This is a genomic window from Pseudarthrobacter sp. C4D7 (genome assembly GCF_013359725.1).
Classification (GTDB): domain Bacteria; phylum Actinomycetota; class Actinomycetes; order Actinomycetales; family Micrococcaceae; genus Arthrobacter.
Genome location: NZ_JABFMW010000014.1, coordinates 32,491 through 49,165, shown reverse-complemented (window position 1 = coordinate 49,165; position 16,675 = coordinate 32,491). Strand labels below are relative to the sequence as shown.

At 66.2% G+C, this 16,675-nt stretch carries 15 protein-coding genes and 1 pseudogene; 8 read left to right on the top strand and 8 right to left on the bottom strand.

What is annotated here, in order from left to right:
• Nucleotides 1–24: 24 nt before the first annotated feature.
• Entirely contained in the window at nucleotides 25–810 is a 786-nt protein-coding gene (locus HNO81_RS11615; protein WP_175318283.1) for a lysophospholipid acyltransferase family protein, read from the bottom strand.
• Nucleotides 811–920: 110 nt separating this feature from the next.
• On the opposite strand from HNO81_RS11615, the gene HNO81_RS11610 reads away from it, so the two are divergent.
• Genes HNO81_RS11610 through HNO81_RS11600 form a run of 3 tightly spaced genes read left to right on the top strand, consistent with a single transcriptional unit; the run spans nucleotide 921 to nucleotide 3,062 of the window.
• Nucleotides 921–1,709: a carboxylesterase gene (locus tag HNO81_RS11610; protein ID WP_175318282.1), complete on the top strand. Its 789-nt coding sequence runs from the start codon at nucleotides 921–923 to the stop codon at nucleotides 1,707–1,709.
• Entirely contained in the window at nucleotides 1,706–2,512 is an 807-nt protein-coding gene (locus tag HNO81_RS11605; protein WP_175318281.1) for a carboxylesterase, read from the top strand. The genes HNO81_RS11610 and HNO81_RS11605 overlap by 4 nt, the downstream gene beginning before the upstream one ends.
• Nucleotides 2,499–3,062 carry a hypothetical protein gene (locus HNO81_RS11600; protein WP_175318280.1) on the top strand — a complete coding sequence of 188 codons (564 nt, stop codon included), beginning with the start codon at nucleotides 2,499–2,501 and terminating at the stop codon, nucleotides 3,060–3,062. Before HNO81_RS11605 ends, HNO81_RS11600 begins: the two co-directional genes overlap by 14 nt.
• A 28-nt stretch (nucleotides 3,063–3,090) precedes the next feature.
• On the opposite strand, the gene HNO81_RS11595 is transcribed toward HNO81_RS11600, so the two are convergent.
• Nucleotides 3,091–4,179 carry an ROK family glucokinase gene (locus HNO81_RS11595; RefSeq protein ID WP_175318279.1) on the bottom strand — a complete coding sequence of 363 codons (1,089 nt, stop codon included), beginning with the start codon at nucleotides 4,177–4,179 and terminating at the stop codon, nucleotides 3,091–3,093.
• A 171-nt stretch (nucleotides 4,180–4,350) separates the two neighbouring features.
• Here HNO81_RS11595 and HNO81_RS11590 point away from each other — a divergent pair, with 171 nt between their 5' ends.
• Both HNO81_RS11590 and HNO81_RS11585 read left to right on the top strand, forming a co-directional pair.
• Nucleotides 4,351–6,159 (top strand): AMP-dependent synthetase/ligase, encoded by a 1,809-nt coding sequence (locus HNO81_RS11590; RefSeq protein WP_175318278.1) that lies wholly within the window; start codon nucleotides 4,351–4,353, stop codon nucleotides 6,157–6,159.
• 96 nt (nucleotides 6,160–6,255) lie between these two features.
• The gene (locus HNO81_RS11585; protein ID WP_175318277.1) at nucleotides 6,256–7,302 is read left to right on the top strand and encodes an AAA family ATPase; all 1,047 of its coding nucleotides are present in this window, start codon (nucleotides 6,256–6,258) and stop codon (nucleotides 7,300–7,302) included.
• Between the two features lie 153 nt (nucleotides 7,303–7,455).
• On the opposite strand, the gene HNO81_RS11580 is transcribed toward HNO81_RS11585, so the two are convergent.
• The gene (locus tag HNO81_RS11580; protein ID WP_175318276.1) at nucleotides 7,456–10,854 is read right to left on the bottom strand and encodes a pyruvate carboxylase; all 3,399 of its coding nucleotides are present in this window, start codon (nucleotides 10,852–10,854) and stop codon (nucleotides 7,456–7,458) included.
• Between the two features lie 301 nt (nucleotides 10,855–11,155).
• On the opposite strand from HNO81_RS11580, the gene HNO81_RS11575 reads away from it, so the two are divergent.
• Nucleotides 11,156–11,974, top strand: a complete 819-nt coding sequence (locus HNO81_RS11575) for a ParA family protein (protein ID WP_175318275.1) — start codon at nucleotides 11,156–11,158, stop codon at nucleotides 11,972–11,974.
• 99 nt (nucleotides 11,975–12,073) lie between these two features.
• On the opposite strand, the gene HNO81_RS11570 is transcribed toward HNO81_RS11575, so the two are convergent.
• The 5 genes from HNO81_RS11570 to gcvH form a co-directional block, all read right to left on the bottom strand.
• Nucleotides 12,074–12,667, bottom strand: coding sequence for a MerR family transcriptional regulator (locus HNO81_RS11570; RefSeq protein ID WP_175318274.1), 594 nt, complete (start codon nucleotides 12,665–12,667; stop codon nucleotides 12,074–12,076).
• 233 nt (nucleotides 12,668–12,900) lie between these two features.
• Nucleotides 12,901–13,404 carry a bifunctional nuclease family protein gene (locus HNO81_RS11565; RefSeq protein WP_175318273.1) on the bottom strand — a complete coding sequence of 168 codons (504 nt, stop codon included), beginning with the start codon at nucleotides 13,402–13,404 and terminating at the stop codon, nucleotides 12,901–12,903.
• Entirely contained in the window at nucleotides 13,404–14,120 is a 717-nt protein-coding gene (locus HNO81_RS11560; protein WP_175318272.1) for a MerR family transcriptional regulator, read from the bottom strand. Before HNO81_RS11560 ends, HNO81_RS11565 begins: the two co-directional genes overlap by 1 nt.
• Before the next feature lie 23 nt (nucleotides 14,121–14,143).
• Nucleotides 14,144–14,620, bottom strand: coding sequence for an FHA domain-containing protein (locus tag HNO81_RS11555; RefSeq protein ID WP_175318271.1), 477 nt, complete (start codon nucleotides 14,618–14,620; stop codon nucleotides 14,144–14,146).
• Between the two features lie 157 nt (nucleotides 14,621–14,777).
• Complete coding sequence (gene gcvH, locus HNO81_RS11550) at nucleotides 14,778–15,164, bottom strand: glycine cleavage system protein GcvH (protein WP_159632264.1); 387 nt, start codon at nucleotides 15,162–15,164, stop codon at nucleotides 14,778–14,780.
• Between the two features lie 167 nt (nucleotides 15,165–15,331).
• On the opposite strand from gcvH, the gene HNO81_RS11545 reads away from it, so the two are divergent.
• On the top strand, nucleotides 15,332–16,201 hold the full coding sequence (locus HNO81_RS11545; RefSeq protein WP_175318270.1) for an Fpg/Nei family DNA glycosylase: 870 nt from the start codon (nucleotides 15,332–15,334) through the stop codon (nucleotides 16,199–16,201).
• 126 nt (nucleotides 16,202–16,327) lie between these two features.
• Nucleotides 16,328–16,675 (top strand): annotated as a pseudogene (locus HNO81_RS11540) (hypothetical protein); the annotation flags it as partial.

Here is a 16,675-nt window from a genome sequence, read left to right as displayed (position 1 = left end):
CGGCGGGCGCGCCGGAAGGTTCCGCTATCCCGTGGCCTGGGTGCCGGCGTCGTCCTCTGCACCGTCCCCGGCTGTGGGGGCGGGGGCCGGGGTTGCAAGGGGTTCCGCCGCGGCGCTTGGTTCCTCCGGCTTGCCGGCAAGCCGCAGCTTCACCACGGCCGCGTATTCATCCACGTACTCCTGGCCGGAAAGCCTGAGCAGCTGGGACATGATCTCGTCCGTGACCTGGCGCTGGACCGTGCGGTCCTCGGCCTGGTCCTTGAACTGGCTGAAATCCAGTGGTTCGCCGAAGATCATGCCGATCCTGCGGATGTTGGGCAGCCGCTTGCCTATGGGCTGGACTTTGTCGGTGCCGATCATGGCAACGGGAATCACGGGCACCCCGGCCTGGAGCGCCAGCCGTGCCACGCCCACCTTGCCGCGGTACAACCGGCCGTCGGGGCTGCGCGTGCCCTCCGGGTAGATCCCCAGCAGGCCGCCGGTGGAGAGTACTTCCATACCGGCGTTCAGGGATGCGGCGGAGGCAGCGCCGCCGGAGCGGTCCATGGGCAATTGGTTGGTGAGGCGGAAGAACGCGGCCGTGAGCCGGCCCTTGATGCCGGTCCCCGTGAAGTATTCCGACTTGGCCAGGAAGACCACGGGCCGGCGCACCATGAGCGGCATGAAGATGGAGTCGGAAAACGACAGGTGGTTGGAGGCAATGATCGCAGCCCCCTCCACCGGAATGTTGTCCAGGCCCTTGACCCAGGGCCTGAAGAGCAGCTTGATCACTGGACCGAGGAAGATCCGTTTCATGACCCAATAGAACACGTGGTGAACCTCTCCGGAAGGCAGCCCCAAGCCCAGCGTCGGGCCTGGCCAGCGATTCAATGCAACCCTACTCTAGTGAGATTTGGCTGGAACAGTGACACGATGGAGTCATGACTGAAAGCAGCCCCCCGTCCCCTCCGGCCGCCTTCAGCTACCCGGGCCACGGCCCCAACGCGCGTACCGGGGTGGCCATCTGCCACGGTTTCACGGGCAGTCCCCTGAGCATCATGCCGTGGGCAGAGCACCTCGCGGCACAGGGTTACGCCGTATCCGTCCCCCTTCTGCCGGGGCACGGGACAGACTGGCGCCAGCTCGCGAAGACGGGCTGGAAAGACTGGTACCGCACCTATGAAAAGGCCCTGCTGGACCTGGCGGAACGGACGGATTCCTGTTTCGCCGCGGGCTTGTCGATGGGCGGCGCCATTGCCCTCCTCGCCGCATCCCGCCACCAGGTGGCTGGGGTCAGCGTGGTCAACCCGGGCCTCAGCTTCTACGACCGCCGGGTGCGGGTCATCGGCCTCCTTAAATACTTCCAGCGGACCACGGTCCCCATCCAGGAGGAGCAGGCCACTGCGCCTGCGACCAACGATGGCGATTACTCGCTGACGCCGCTGGCGGCGGTGCACGAACTCAAGAAGCTGTTCGGTGCAACGGTGAAGGCGCTGCCCGGCGTGGACGTCCCGGTCCAGGTCTTCAAGTCGCGCACCGATGCCGTGGTCCCGCCCACATCGCTGGCCCTGCTGCGGAAAGGGCTGGGCCCCCACCTGGCCGACGTGGTGGAGCTTGCCAGCAGCGGCCATGTGGCTACTCTGGACGTTGACGCACCCGCGATCTTCACGAGGTCCGGAGAATTCGTCGCCGCCCATGCCCGCCGTACCAGTGCCCTGGAGACGCCATGACCTCCGGTCCGGACCACAGCCCGTTTACCAGCTCCTTCAGTGGCGAAGGACCGCGCACGGGCGTCATCCTCTCCCACGGCTTCACGGGAAGCCCCCACGGCCTGCGTGCCTGGGCCACAGCCTTCGCCGCAGCCGGTTTCGCCGTCCGCATGCCGCTGCTTCCGGGCCATGGAACCTCGTGGCAGGACCTGGCCCGAACGCGCTGGCAGCAGTGGCACGGCGCCCTGGATGACGCCTTCCTGGAATTGGACGCCGAATGCGACCAGGTCTTCGCAGCCGGCCTGAGCATGGGTGGCGCACTGGCCCTGCGCATTGCGGCCACCCGGCCCGTCGCCGGGGTGGTCCTGGTGAACCCCGGCCTGGTCATTGACGATCCCCGCGCACCGTTGGCCGGGATCTTGAAGCTGGTGCTCAAAAGCACCCCGTCCATCGGCAATGACATCCTCAAGGCGGGGATGGATGAGGGGGCTTATGCGCGCACGCCCGTGGCCGCAGCCCATGAACTGAACAAGATGTTCAAGGACACGGTCCGGCTCCTTCCCCGGGTGACCGCACCGGTACAGGTCTACCGTTCCACCGTTGACCACGTGGTGTCGGATGCCAGCATGAACGCCCTTCGGCGCGGGCTGACGCACGCCCCGCTGGAAGTGGTGCGGCTCGAGAACAGCTACCACGTCGCCACCCTGGACAACGACGCGGACCGCATCTTCGAGGGGTCCGTCGACTTTATCCGGCGAATTACGCAGGATGCATCCGACTGCCAGGCACGGCCGGCACAGGAGGTTCGCAGTGAACAGGCCTGACTCCGGCCAGCCCGACCAGGGCGCCAACCAGGATGACGCCGTTTGGCTGGACCTGGTGGCACGGCTCGAATCGGACACCGTGGCGTTCCGCCCCGGCTACCCTGCTCCGGAGGAACAAGCCCCAGAAGGTACCGCTGCCGCTGTGCCCGATGCGCCGGCGCGGCCCTCCTTCCGCGATTTCGATCCCCTGGGGCTGGCGGGGACCCCGCCTGCCGAAAAGTCTGCAGCCGAACGCCAGGCAGAGGCGTTGCCCGGCCCTGAAAAGGAGACTCCGGCGGAAGGGCCCCGGGACTACGGCGTGGACGACGACGGCGAAGAGTTCGTGCCGGAGGAACCGCCCAGCCTGGCCGGCACGGATCCCCTCACCATGCTCGCGTGGCTGGGGGCCGTGGGCGGGCCGGTCGCGCTGCTGCTCTCGGCCATGTTCTGGCGCTCAGCACCCCTGCTCGCCATCGTTGGCATTGTTGCGGCATTTGTGCTGGCTACGGTGTACCTGATGATGAAGCTGCCCCAGGAGAAAAACGGCGACGACGACGGCGCCAGGGTCTAGCTGCCCCGGCCACCGGCCGCCGTCGGGGTTATCTGCGGACGCGGCTGCTGACGCGCGAAAGGTCGGCGGCACCAATGAGGCCCGCGTTGGGCCCAAGGGCGGCCAGTTCGATCCCTGCCGCCGGGCGGAATCCGCGGCCTGTGAGGTTCCGCGCGAACGCCTTGCGGGCCGGTTCCACCAGCAGGTCCCCTGCCGAGCAAAGCCCGCCGCCGATGACGAACAGCCCCGGGTCGAGGGCCGCCGCCAGGTTGGCCAGTCCAAGCCCCAGCCATTCGCCGACCTCCTCGATCAGCTCCCGCGACGCGGGGTCCCCGGCGAGGGCCAACTCGGTCACGATGGCCCCGGTAATCAGTTCGGGGCGGCCGCCCACGGCTGCCAGCAGGTCCTGGGCCATCGGCGAATTGGACCGGGCCAGGAGCCTGGCTTCCCTCCCCAGGGCGTTGCCTGAGGCGTACTGTTCCCAGCAGCCTCGGTTGCCGCATTCGCAGCGGTGGCCGCCGGGCATGATGATCTGGTGGCCGAATTCCCCTGCCACCCCGAACCGGCCGCGTTCCACCCTGCCGTCCATCACCATGGCGCCACCGATGCCGGTGCCCAGGGTGATGCAGACCAGCCGGTCCTCCCCCTGGCCGGCTCCAAAGCGCCACTCAGCCCAGGCGGCCGCATCGGCGTCGTTGGTCAGCAGCACCGGACGGCGGAGAAGCCGCTGGAGGTTTTCCCGCAGGGGCTCGTTGCGCCAGGCCAGATGCGGGCTGAAGAGGACAGTTCCACCGGCCAGGTCCATCCAGCCGGCTGCCCCGATGCCAACGGACCAGATGCGGTGCCCCCGGCCGAGTTCCTCCACCAGTTCCACTATGACCTGCTCCACCGCCCGCGGGTCCGTTCCAGGAGTGGAGCGGCGGGCCTCATTGAGGATCCGGCCTTCGGCGTCCACTACCCCGGCGGCCACCTTGGTGCCTCCGATGTCGATCCCGATGGCAAGTCCCTTGCGGCCCAGGCGGAGATGGCCGCCCGCGCCGCCATGGAGCTGGCCTGCGCGGTGGGTGGCGGGACGGCGGCGCCAAGGAGCGGGTCTTTTCAAGGGGCCGGCCTGATCGCCGGGCAACGGTCCGTACATAGTGCACCATTCTAGGCGCGGGGAGAGATTGTCTTGACATGGAGGGCCGCGCTGGCCTCCATTGACGGCTAAGTTACTCGCCAGTAGGTTTGTATACTGCACTGTTCCGCCCGGGGTACTAGTCTTTAGGCAAAACCCCTGTGCGGGACTTCAGATATCAAAGGAGCTATTGTGCGCGAATTCAGTGTTCCGCCCCTGGTTGTTGTCCCACCCACTACCAACATCACCGACCTGGTGTTGCGCCAGGCGGACAAAGCCAGCAACCCGGCACTGTTTTCACGCCTGGATTCCGCCGGATCATGGCGCGACGTGTCCGCCACTGAATTCCTGGCTGACGTCAAGGCCCTGGCCAAGGGCCTCATGGCAAGCGGGGTGGGCGCGGGTGACCGTGTGGGCATCATGTCCCGCACCCGCTACGAGTGGTCTCTCGTGGATTTTTCCATCTGGTTCGCAGGCGCCGTGTCAGTGCCCATCTATGAAACGTCCTCACCGTCGCAGGTGGCCTGGAACCTCGGTGACTCCGGCGCCGTTGCCGCTTTCGGCGAATCAGCGCACCACGAGAACGTTATCCGCCAGGCTGTCACTGCCGAGGGCCTGAAGGACGTGCAGCACGTGTGGCAGCTTGAGGGCCAGGGGCTGGACGGCCTTCGCGAGGCGGGCCGCGGAGTCAGCGACGAGGAACTCGAGGCACGCCGCAGAACGGCCGGCCTGCAGGACGTGGCCACGATCATCTACACGTCCGGAACCACGGGGCGCCCCAAGGGCTGCGAACTGACCCACGGCAACTTCGTGGAACTCTCGGACAACGCCTTGGCGATCATCGGCGAAATTGTGCATGAGAAGGCCAAGACCATCATGTTCCTGCCCCTGGCGCACGTGTTTGCCCGCTTCATCTCCGTGTTGGCCATGGCAGCCGGAACCACCGTGGCCCACACCCCTGACATCAAGAACCTCCTGGCCGACCTGCAGAGCTATGAGCCGACGTTCATCCTTGCGGTACCCAGGGTCTTCGAGAAGGTCTACAACTCGGCGCTGACCAAGGCCGAGGACAGCGGCAAGGGCGCCATCTTCCACCGGGCCGCCGATACTGCCATCGCATTCTCGAAGGCCCGGCAGGACGGACGGGTGGGGCTGGGGCTGAAGCTGCGCCACGCCCTGTTCGACAAACTGGTCTACGGCAAGCTCCGGGCTGCCATGGGTGGGCATGTGGCCCACGCCGTGTCCGGCGGCGGACCCCTGGGCGAGCGGCTGGGACACTTCTTCCAGGGCATCGGGCTGCAGGTGCTGGAGGGCTACGGCCTCACGGAGACCACCGCGCCCATCACAGTAAATACCCCGTCGCGGATCAAGATCGGCTCCGTGGGCAAGCCCCTGCCGGGCAACGCGGTAAAGATTGCCGACGACGGCGAGATCCTGGCCAAGGGCGTCTGCGTCATGCGTGGCTACTACCGCCGGGATGACCTCACCGCCGAAGCGTTCACCGACGGCTGGTTCCACACCGGGGACATCGGGCGCCTGGATGACGAAGGGTTCGTGTGGATCACCGGCCGCAAGAAGGAAATCATTGTCACCGCCGGCGGCAAGAACGTCATCCCGGCACTGCTGGAGGACCAGATCCGTGCCGACGCCCTGGTGTCGCAGGTACTGGTGGTGGGCGACAACCGGCCCTTCATCGGGGCCCTGGTCACCCTGGACCAGGAAGCCCTGCCGGGCTGGCTCCAGCGCCACGGCCTCCCTGCGGACACCACCCTGGATCAGGCGGCCTCGAACCCGGTGGTCAAAGCCGCCATCCAGGACCTGATTACCGCAGCGAATACCTCTGTCTCCCAGGCCGAGGCCATCAAGTCCTTCCGGATCGTCCCGGCCGACTTCACCGAAGCCTCCGGTCACCTGACTCCGTCCATGAAGGTAAAGCGGGCACAGGTGATGAAGGACTTCGAAACCGTCATCGAGGAAATGTACTCGGCTCCCCGCCCCTGACTACGGCATGACAGGTAAGGGTCCTCCCTGTCAGGGAGGACCCTTACCTGTTTCCCGGACCGCCTCCGCCAGGGACGCGGGGTCTACAGTGGACGCATGGCTGCCAGTCGAAAACCGCTCGACGATCTCCGCGAGACCATCGGCCACCTGGCCGATCAGCTCAAGCTGCCCGGCTCCGAACGCGTCGACGACCTGGTGGGCGATCTCATGGGGTCAAGGCCCGGGCCGGCCCGGCCGCTGTCCGAGGTGCAGGCCGAGCTCGAAGCCCTGGTGGGACTGGAGACCGTCAAGGAACAAGTGCGTGCCCTCGTGGCACTGCTCCAGGTCCAGGCACGCCGCAAGGCCCACGGCCTGCCGGAGGTGGCCACCTCGCAGCACCTGGTGTTCCTTGGCAACCCGGGCACCGGCAAAACCACCGTCGCACGCCTCCTGGCGGAAATGTACCGCGCTGTGGGGCTGCTGCAGAAAGGCCATCTGGTGGAGGTGGACCGTTCCGGCCTCGTGGGGCAGTACGTCGGGCAGACCGCCATCAAGACCGACCGCGTGATCCGCCGTGCGCTGGACGGCGTCCTCTTCATTGACGAGGCCTATGCACTGGCCCCGGAAGACGGACGGATGGACTTCGGTTCCGAAGCGATCGAGGTCCTGCTCAAGCGGATGGAGGACCACCGCCACCGACTGGTGGTGATTGTCGCCGGGTATCCACGGCTGATGGAGGCCTTCCTGCTTTCGAACCCCGGGCTGCGCTCCCGGTTCGCCCGCGAGATCACCTTCCCCGACTACTCCGTGGACGCGCTCCAAACGATTTTCCATCAAATGCTGGCCCACAACGGGTACGTGCTGGAGCCGGACGCAGAGCAGATGCTGCGCCGCATCCTCTCCGGGCTCCATGCGGGCGGGGACTCGGGCAACGCACGGTTTGCCCGCACCTTGTTCGAACAGGCCCTCAACCGCCAGGCGCTGCGCCTGTCCCTCGACGCAGGTCAGAGCCTCGACGCACTGGACCGCGACGCCGTCATGACGCTCACCTCGGACGACCTCGTCGAGGCCGCCCTGGCCCTCGGCGAGGAGCCGGAGGCGGAGCCTGAACCAACGCCGGAACCGGGGCAGCAGCCGCGCTGGAAGCGCTGGCTCCTGGCCTGACCGGACCAGCGCTGCTTCACGGCGTTCCTGAACGGCGTTACGCCACCTGTCCATAAAAGAACTGCTCCCCGGACGCCGGAACTGAATTCGTCAGTCCGGCGCCCGGGGAGCAGTTCACGAACGGGAGAACCCCTCCGCCGGCTCCAGGGATTCCTACTGGTCGATGACCAACAGCAGGTCTCCGCCCTGGACCTGCTCCACGGCGGAGATGGCGAGCCGGGTCACCTTGCCGGCCACCGGCGTCGTAATGGATGCTTCCATCTTCATTGCCTCGATGGTGGCCACGGTGTCTCCGGCCTTGACGGTCTCCCCCGGCTTGACCGTGACGGTGACGGCACCGGCGAACGGAGCGGCCACCTGGCCCGGCTGGGCGGGGTCGGCTTTCTCGGCGGCCTTGACGTTGCTCACCACTGACCGGTCGCGCACCACCACGGGCCGGGACTGGCCGTTCAGGGTGCACATGACGGTGCGCATGCCCTTCTCGTCAGGCTCCGACACAGCCTCCAGTGAGGCAATCAGGCGCACGCCACGCTCCAGCTGGATCTCGTGTTCGGTGCCGCGCTGCAGCCCGTAAAGGTAATCACGGGTGTCCAGGACCGAGATATTGCCGTACGTCTCCACGCTCTTGAGGTAGTCCTTGGTGGGTCCGTCAAAGAGCAACCGGTTCAACGTATGCTGGCGGGATTTGGAGTCGGACTTGAGCGCGGCGCTGTCCTCGGCGCTGAGCTCCACGTCGCGAACCTTCACGCTCCTGCCCTGCAGGGCCTTGGTGCGGAAAGGCTCCGGCCAGCCCCCGGGAGGATCACCGAGCTCGCCCGAGAGGAAGCCGATAACGGAATCGGGGATGTCATAGTTCTGCGGGTTCGCTTCAAAGTCGGCCGGATCCGCGTTCAGGCCCACCAGGTGCAGGGCAAGGTCGCCCACCACCTTGGACGACGGCGTCACCTTCACCAGGTGCCCAAGGATCCGGTCTGCTGCCGTGTACATGTCCTCGATCGCCTCGAAGCGCTCCCCCAGGCCAAGGGCCATGGCCTGCTGGCGCAGGTTGGAGAGCTGTCCGCCGGGGATCTCGTGCTTGTAGACGCGCCCGGTGGGGCCGGGCAGGCCGGACTCGAACGGCGCGTAGACGCGGCGGACTGCCTCCCAGTACGGCTCAAGCGAGCTGACGTCCTCCAGGTTGAGGCCGGTGTCCCGGGGCGTGTGGGCCAGGGCCGCCACAAGCGCCGACGCCGACACCTGGCTGGTGGTGCCCGCCAGTGACGCCGAGGCCACGTCCACGGCATCCACGCCGGCGTCGACAGCCGCCAGGAGTGTGGCAAGCTGGCCGCCGGCGGTGTCGTGCGTGTGCAGGTGGACGGGGAGGTCGAAACGCTCCCGCAGCGCCGCGACAAGCTTGGCCGCTGCGGCGGGCCGGAGCAGGCCGGCCATGTCCTTGATGGCCAGGATGTGGGCGCCGGCGTCGACGATCTTCTGCGCCAGCCCCAGGTAGTAGTCCAGGGTGTAGAGCTTCTCGTTGGGGTCCAGCATGTCACCGGTGTAGCAGAGGGCCACCTCTGCAACGGCGGTGCCGGTGGCCCGCACGGCGCGGATGGCCGGAGCCATCTGGTTGACGTCATTCAGGGCGTCGAAGATGCGGAAGATGTCGATGCCGGTGGCGGCAGCCTCGTTGACGAAAGCCTCCGTGACTTCCTCCGGGTAGGGCGTGTAGCCCACGGTGTTGCGGCCGCGCAGGAGCATCTGGATGCAGACGTTGGGCATGGCCTTGCGCAGGGCCGCGAGGCGGTCCCACGGGTCCTCGCCCAGGAAGCGCAGGGCCACGTCGTAGGTGGCGCCGCCCCAGGCCTCGACGGACAGCAGCTGCGGCATAAGGGCCGTCACGGCGGGACCGGCGGCGACGAGGTCGCGGGTGCGGACACGCGTGGCCAGCAGGGACTGGTGTGCGTCGCGGAAGGTGGTGTCGGTGACGGCAACCGCAGTCTGGTCGCGCAAGGCCTTGGCAAAGCCTTCCGGGCCAAGCTCAAGGAGCTTCTGCCGCGAACCGGCAGCGGCCGGCACGTCTTTGACGTCGGGCAGCTTGTGGGCCGGGTCCGAATGCACAGTCAATTCACCGTTGGGCTTGTTGACGGTAACGTCTGCCAGCCAGGTCAGGAGCTTGGTGCCGCGGTCCGCCGAGACCCGGGCCTTGAGGAGTTCCGGGCGCTGGTCGATGAAGTTGGTGGCCACGTCGCCGGCGATGAAGTCGGGGTCATCAAGCACAGCCTGCAGGAAAGGGATGTTGGTGGAAACACCGCGGATCCGGAATTCGGCCAGGGCGCGGCGGGCGCGGGCGACCGCGGCCGGGTAGTCCCTTCCACGGCAGGTCAGCTTGACCAGCATCGAGTCGAAGTGGGGGCTGATCTCGGCCCCGGAGTAGACCGTACCGCCGTCAAGGCGCACCCCTGCGCCGCCTGCAGAACGGTATCCGGTGATCTTTCCCACGTCCGGCCGGAACCCGTTGGCCGGATCCTCGGTGGTGATGCGGCTCTGGAGGGCGGCACCGCGCAGCCTGACCGTGTCCTGGGAGAGGCCAAGGTCGGCCAGGGTCTCACCGGAGGCGATCCGCATCTGGGCCTGGACCAGGTCCACGTCCGTGACTTCCTCGGTGACCGTGTGCTCCACCTGGATGCGTGGGTTCATTTCGATGAACACGTGCTGGCCCGCCCGCTCGCCTTCGGTGTCCACCAGGAACTCGACGGTACCGGCGTTGACGTAGTTCAGCGCCCGCGCAAACTTCACGGCATCCCGGTACAGGGCCTGGCGGATGTTGTCATCCAGGTTGGGTGCGGGGGCGATCTCGATGACCTTCTGGTGCCGCCGCTGGATGGAACAGTCACGCTCGAAGAGGTGCATGACGTTGCCCTCTGCGTCTGCGAGGATCTGGACCTCGATGTGCCGGGGCCGAAGGACCGCCTGTTCCAGGAACATGGTGGGGTCCCCAAACGCGGCGTCGGCTTCGCGCATGGCCGACTTCAAGGCTTCCGGCAATGCCTCACGGGTATCCACCCGCCGCATGCCGCGGCCTCCGCCGCCGGCCACTGCCTTGGCGAAGATGGGGAAACCAATCTCATCAGCGGCAGCCAGCAGCTCGTCCAGGTCCTTGGACGGCTCACTGGACTTCAGGACCGGTACACCGGCCTCGCGGGCGGCTTTCAGGGCCGCCACCTTGTTGCCTGCGAGCTCCAGCACTTCCGCGGGCGGACCAACGAAGGTGATGCCTGCTTCCTTTGCCGCGCGCGCCAGTTCCGGGTTCTCCGAGAGGAAGCCATAGCCGGGGTAGATGGCGTCTGCGCCGGACTCCTTCGCGACGCGCACCACCTCCGCAACATCCAGGTAGGCCCGGACGGGATGTCCTTCCTCGCCAATCAGGTATGCCTCGTCCGCCTTCTGGCGGTGGATCGAGTTACGGTCCTCCTGGGGGAAAACGGCAACGGTCTTTGCGCCCAGCTCGTAGCCGGCGCGGAAGGCCCTGATCGCGATTTCGCCGCGGTTGGCCACCAGAACTTTGGAAAACATACTTCTCCTGCATCATCGCGGGTGGATCGGTGAGTGGTCACAGTGTCTAAGACCTGCAAGGACAAACACAAATCTTTGTGTCCACGGTCACAGAATTTCCCGTCATGTCCCGAACGCTTTCAGCCTGGCTGGCGGAAACCGCCCCGGCAGCACAGTCGGTGCCATGCCGACGCCCGATAAAGCAGGATTCGCCGACGCATCAACATATGATGAGTAGGGCGGCAGGACCGTCCGGCTTCGGCTCTGCCGAGGCAAACAATACCCCCAACACGGCATCCGGCGTTAGGTTTTGGTCTCTCAAGTGCAAGTAGTCAGCATCAGCAGCCTTAAGGGTGGAGTCGGCAAGACTTCCGTCACCACAGGATTGGCGTCTGCGGCGCTGGCCGCCGGAATCCGCACGCTGGTGGTGGACCTGGATCCGCATGCTGACGCCACCACCGCACTGGGAGTACAGCCCGGTGACCAGCTCGATATTGGCAGGATGCTGAAGAGCCCGCGCAGGGCGAAACTGGCCGAGAACGTGGCGCGGAGCAGCTGGGCTGACCGTGCACCCGCCAACGGTTCCGGGCCCGCTGTCCTGGATGTCGCCGTCGGCTCCGCCTACGCCGGAATCTACGACCGCCCGGATCTTGGCCGCCGCGACCTTAGGCGGCTCTCGGCCGTGCTCGCCGGCGCGGGAAACTACCAGCTGGTGCTGGTTGACTGCCCTCCCTCCCTCAATGGACTGACCCGTATCGCTTGGGCGGCAAGTGACAAAGTGGTCCTTGTTGCCGAGCCCGGCCTGTTCTCCGTTGCCGGCACCGAACGCACCATGAGGGCGATCCAGCTGTTCAGGCGGGAATTCGCACCGAATCTGTCCCCGGCCGGAATTGTGGCCAACCGGGTCCGGAGCGGGTCCTCCGAGCACACGTACCGGCTCGCGGAAATGGAATCGATGTTCGGCGACCTGCTGCTGAGCCCGCGCATTCCCGAACAGGCCAATTGGCAGCAGATCCAGGGTGCAGCCCACCCGGTCCACCACTGGCCGGGCGACTCGGCAAAGTCCGCGGCTGAATTGTTCGACGACCTGCTGTCCAACGTGATGACCGCCGGCAGCGGACTCCGCAGCCGCGCCCGCTGAACAGGGCGTTCCACGGGTCACAGGTGGCTGAATCCTTGAACGAACCAGGGGCCGCCCTCCGGATGGAGGGCGGCCCCTGGTTTTTGGGTAGCAGGCGGGTCAGCTGATCTTCCGGGCAGCCCGCCGCTTGCTCAGTTCGTCGTCCGGAAAGGACTGCTCGGCGGCGTGCTCGCTGGGCAGCGACGCCAGGCTGCCCTCAACTTCCCGCCAGACGCGGCCCACGGCAATACCGAACACACCCTGGCCGCCCTGGACCAGATCGATGACTTCGTCAGCGGACGTGCACTCGTAGACGCTGGCGCCGTCGCTCATGAGGGTGATCTGCGCGAGGTCCTCAACGCCGCGCTCCCTGAGGTGTTCCACGGCGGTGCGGATCTGCTGAAGGGAAACGCCAGTATCCAGGAGCCTCTTGACCACCTTGAGGACCAGGATGTCGCGGAATCCGTAGAGCCGCTGCGAGCCTGAGCCGGCAGCTCCGCGGACGGCGGGCTCAACCAGGCCGGTGCGGGCCCAGTAATCCAACTGGCGGTAGGTGATGCCTGCAGCCTTGCAGGCGGTGGGGCCACGGTAGCCGGCGTCCTCGTCCAGTACCGGCAGGTCTTCGGTAAACAGGAGGCCCTGGGCACCGCTCACGGGCACAGCACCACCGGCCGTGGGCTGCTTTAGCCCGCCTGCTTCGCCTTTGGGACTCACCTGGATCCTCCTTGTCGTACGCTCCCCCGGAACTTGTACAGCAACCGTGGCGTGAAGACCATGGGTGTAATTTCTCCGCGGGGCGCACTTTCCAGTGTGACTTGCGCGGCTGCCGTAAGCAAGGGAACTTGATACTTCGACGTTAGGCCCGGGGGGACCCGAGGTCAAAGACCTTGGGGGCTTCGAAGAGGCGTGTCGAAACATTCAGGCTTAACTTTAACCTTAACGTGACCTTAGCCGTCGAAATCCTCTGGTTCCACGTCATCCAGGAATTCGCGGAAGCGCCTTAATTCGCGCTCCTCGTCGGCAGTGGGGCCAGGCTCGGTGTCCTCCCCCTCATCGTGCTCGGTGATACGGACTCCGGCTTCGTCCATGACGGAGTCGGCACACCAGATCCGGCACTTGGCGCGCAGCGCGACAGCCAGCGCGTCCGATGCGCGGGAGCTCACGGTAGTGCCATTCTCGAACTGCAGCTGCCCGTAGAAAATGTTGTCCTCCACGGCAACGATGTTAACGCTGACCACGGAATGGCCCAGCGACTCCACCACATCCACCAGGAGGTCATGGGTCATGGGCCGCGGCGGGACCACGCCCTGCTGGGCGAGGGCAATGGCGCTGGCCTCCGGAGTGCCGATCCAGATGGGAACGTGGCGTTCGCCGTGCATCTCCTTGAGCAGGACCAGTGGCTGGTTGGATGGCAGTTCAATGCGAACGCCTACAATCTCGACTTCGATCATCAGATGTCCATGCGTGAGATGTGGTCCTGCACCAGCGCCCGGTGCAGGGTGAGGCAAAGATCGCTGATCTCGCGGGCCGCCTCCGCCGCGCGTGCCTGTGACGCCGAGTCCCTGCGCGAAGCGAGGGGCGCAACAGCGCGTTCCACCAGGCCGAATTCCCTTTCGGCCGCCGCCTGGAATGGCCTGAGGTGCCGGGGTTCCAGGCCATGGCTTTCCAGCTGGACGCAGGCGCGGGCCACCTGGAGCGCGTGTTCGTCGAAATGGCCGTTGCTGTGGCTGATGAGGCCGAAGCTGAGGAGTGACTGGAGCAGGGTCACGCTGGCGCCGGACTCAGTGCGCAGCTGCTCCTCGCTCAGTTTGCGGCCGCGGTTCTGCAGTTCGGCAGCGAGTTCGTCGGAGACGATGCGGGGGGAAACCACGACGCCGGGCGGAAGGTTTTCCGGCCGCTCCCCCCTGTCGATGGCGTCAAGGTAGTCCTTGATGACTTTCAGGGGCAGGTACTGGTCGCGCTGCAGGGCCAGCACGAACCGCAGCCGTTCCACGTCGCCGTCGGAGTACTGGCGGTAACCTGCCGGAGTGCGGCGCGGATTGATCAGGCCCTTTTCCTCCAGGAACCGGATTTTGGACGCGGTCATACCAGGGAAGTCGGCGCTCAGCTGGGCGAGGACTTCGCCTATGTTCAGGACCTGGGGGCCCCGCCGTTCCGGTTGTGCCATTGCCACAGGCAGCGGTCCCCGGTTCAGCTGCGGCCTGCAGCCGTGGCAGGGCTCAGGTAGAAGGTGAGGCGGAATTTGCCGATCTGGACTTCGCTGCCGGACTTCAGTTCCACGCTGTCCACGCGGTCATGGTTGACGTAGGTGCCGTTGAGGCTGTTCTTGTCCACCACTTCGAAGCTGCGGGCGGTGCGCCGGAACTCAACGTGCCGCCGGGACACGGTGACGTCATCCAGGAAGATGTCCGCATCCGGGTGGCGGCCCGCGGTGGTCACGTCCGAATCCAGCAGGAAGCGCGCACCGGCGTTGGGGCCGCTGTGGGCAACCAGCAGAGCCGAACCGGCGGGCAGGGCCTCCACGGAGTTCCGCTCTTCCGAGGAGAGCTTGGGGGCGACGATGGGTTCGTCAGTGACGGGGGTGAGATGGATCGAGGTGGTCTCCGACGACCTAGCCGCACCCGTGCCGTATTCCCCATCGGCAGGGTTGTGTCTGTGGCCAGCCATGGATTCCTCCTCATAGACGTTGCAGGCACTCAACCCGCAACCAACGGTTACTCGCCGGCCCTGTCCGGCAGGTCCGGCGCCGGCTCCCGATCCAGGCCTTGACGTGCGCAGACGTCATGCCCGCGATGCGGGGCCGGACCGGAAATACCGGTTAGCTTTAGCCTACCTGTTGTTCGTACTCGGATGCACTGAGCAACGACTCAACGGCGTCAGGTTCAGCCAGTTTGATCTCGATGAGCCAGCCGTCACCATATGGATCGGTGTTAATCAGGGCCGAATCGCTGTCCAGGGAGTCGTTGCGGGCCACGACTTCGCCGGAAACCGGGGCGTAGATGTCGCTGACGCTCTTGGTGGACTCGACCTCGCCCACAACTTCGTTTGCCGTAATCTTCGTGCCGACCTCAGGCATCTGGGCGTACACCACATCGCCGAGCGCGTCCTGGGCAAAATCCGTGATTCCCACGCGGACCACGCCGTCGGCATTAGGGGCGGTAACCCACTCGTGTTCGGCGGTGTAGGACAGGTCTTCGGGAATGTTGCTCATGGGGGGCCTTTCATCGGGGTACGCGCCAATGTCACAAGGGGCCCGGAAAATCGGGCCGCCGGTGAAAGTATAGGCATAACTGCCGGGGCCGGCACGGGCCTTTCTGACAAGATGGAACCATGAGTGCAAGCACCGGTGCAGCATCTTTGGGGAAGGTGGGGTAGGCCATGCCGGAACTCCCGGAAGTCGCAGGCCTGGCAACGTTCCTTGACGAACAGCTGCGCGGCTGCACGGTCACCAAACTCCAGGTTGTCTCCTTCGCGGTGCTCAAGACGGCGGATCCTCCCTTCAACGCCATCGAGGGCCGCACCGTGTCCGGCGTCCGTCGGTTCGGGAAGTTCATCAGCATCGATGCCGGCGGGATCTCCCTGGTGTTCCATCTGGCCCGGGCCGGCTGGGTGCGCTTCACGGATTCCCCGGCCGACAGCCAGCTCAGGATGGGCAAGGGCCTCATCGCCGTCCGGTGTACTTTCTCCGGGCCCGGCGGTCCCCGCGGCCTGGACCTGACGGAAGCAGGCACCAAGAAGAGCCTGGCCGTTTACGTGGTGCGTGATCCGCAGGAAGTGCCGGGCATCGCTTCGCTGGGCCCGGATCCTTTCACTGAGGCGTTCGACGCCGACATGCTGGCAGAGATCCTGGCCGGCAGTTCGCAGCAGATCAAGGGCCTCCTGCGCAGCCAGAGCGTGATTGCGGGCATCGGCAACGCCTACAGTGACGAGATCCTGCACGCCGCCCGGATCTCGCCGTTCGCCGTCGCTAAGTCCCTGGACCGGGAGACCGTTCAGGTGCTGTATGACGCCATCCACAGCGTACTGGGCGAAGCTCTGGCAGAGGCGGCCGGCAAGCCGCCGAAGGACCTCAAGGACGTCAAACGCAGCCATATGCGGGTCCACGCGCGTGCGGGCCAGCCCTGCCCGGTCTGCGGTGACACCGTCCATGAGGTGTCGTTTGCGGATACTGCCCTGCAGTACTGTCCCACGTGCCAAACGAAGGGGAAGATCCTGGCTGACCGGAGGACGTCGAAGTTCCTGAAGTAGGAGGCCCCTGAAACTCAGGTGGACGGTCCGCAAAGATTCGGGACTTCCGGTCCTGCCCGGGCGTGGCTCCCCGGCGTAGCGTCGTGATCAAGGCTCGCAAGTCTCGATCAGCACGAAGGGGCCACAATGCGCAGGTCTCGACCCGCCGTCCTCGGAATGGCCTTGGCCCTCGCCCTCGGCAACGGCCTCGGGGGTACCGCCCTGGGTCCGCCCGTGGCCGGAGCGTCAGCGGCAGCCTCGCAGCAGAGCATTCCAGCGCCAATCGTGGCCCGGCAGGTTGGCGACGACGAGATCAACCAGCACTACGTGCAACTCGGCGGCGGCGCATCGTTCCTCGGCACGCCGGTCGGCAGCCCGTATGACATCGCAGGGGGCCGCGCCCAAAACTACACTGGCGGCACCATCTACTGGAGCCCCGCCACCGGCGCCCACGAAGTGCACGGCTCAATCGGCGGACACTACGCAGAACTCGGC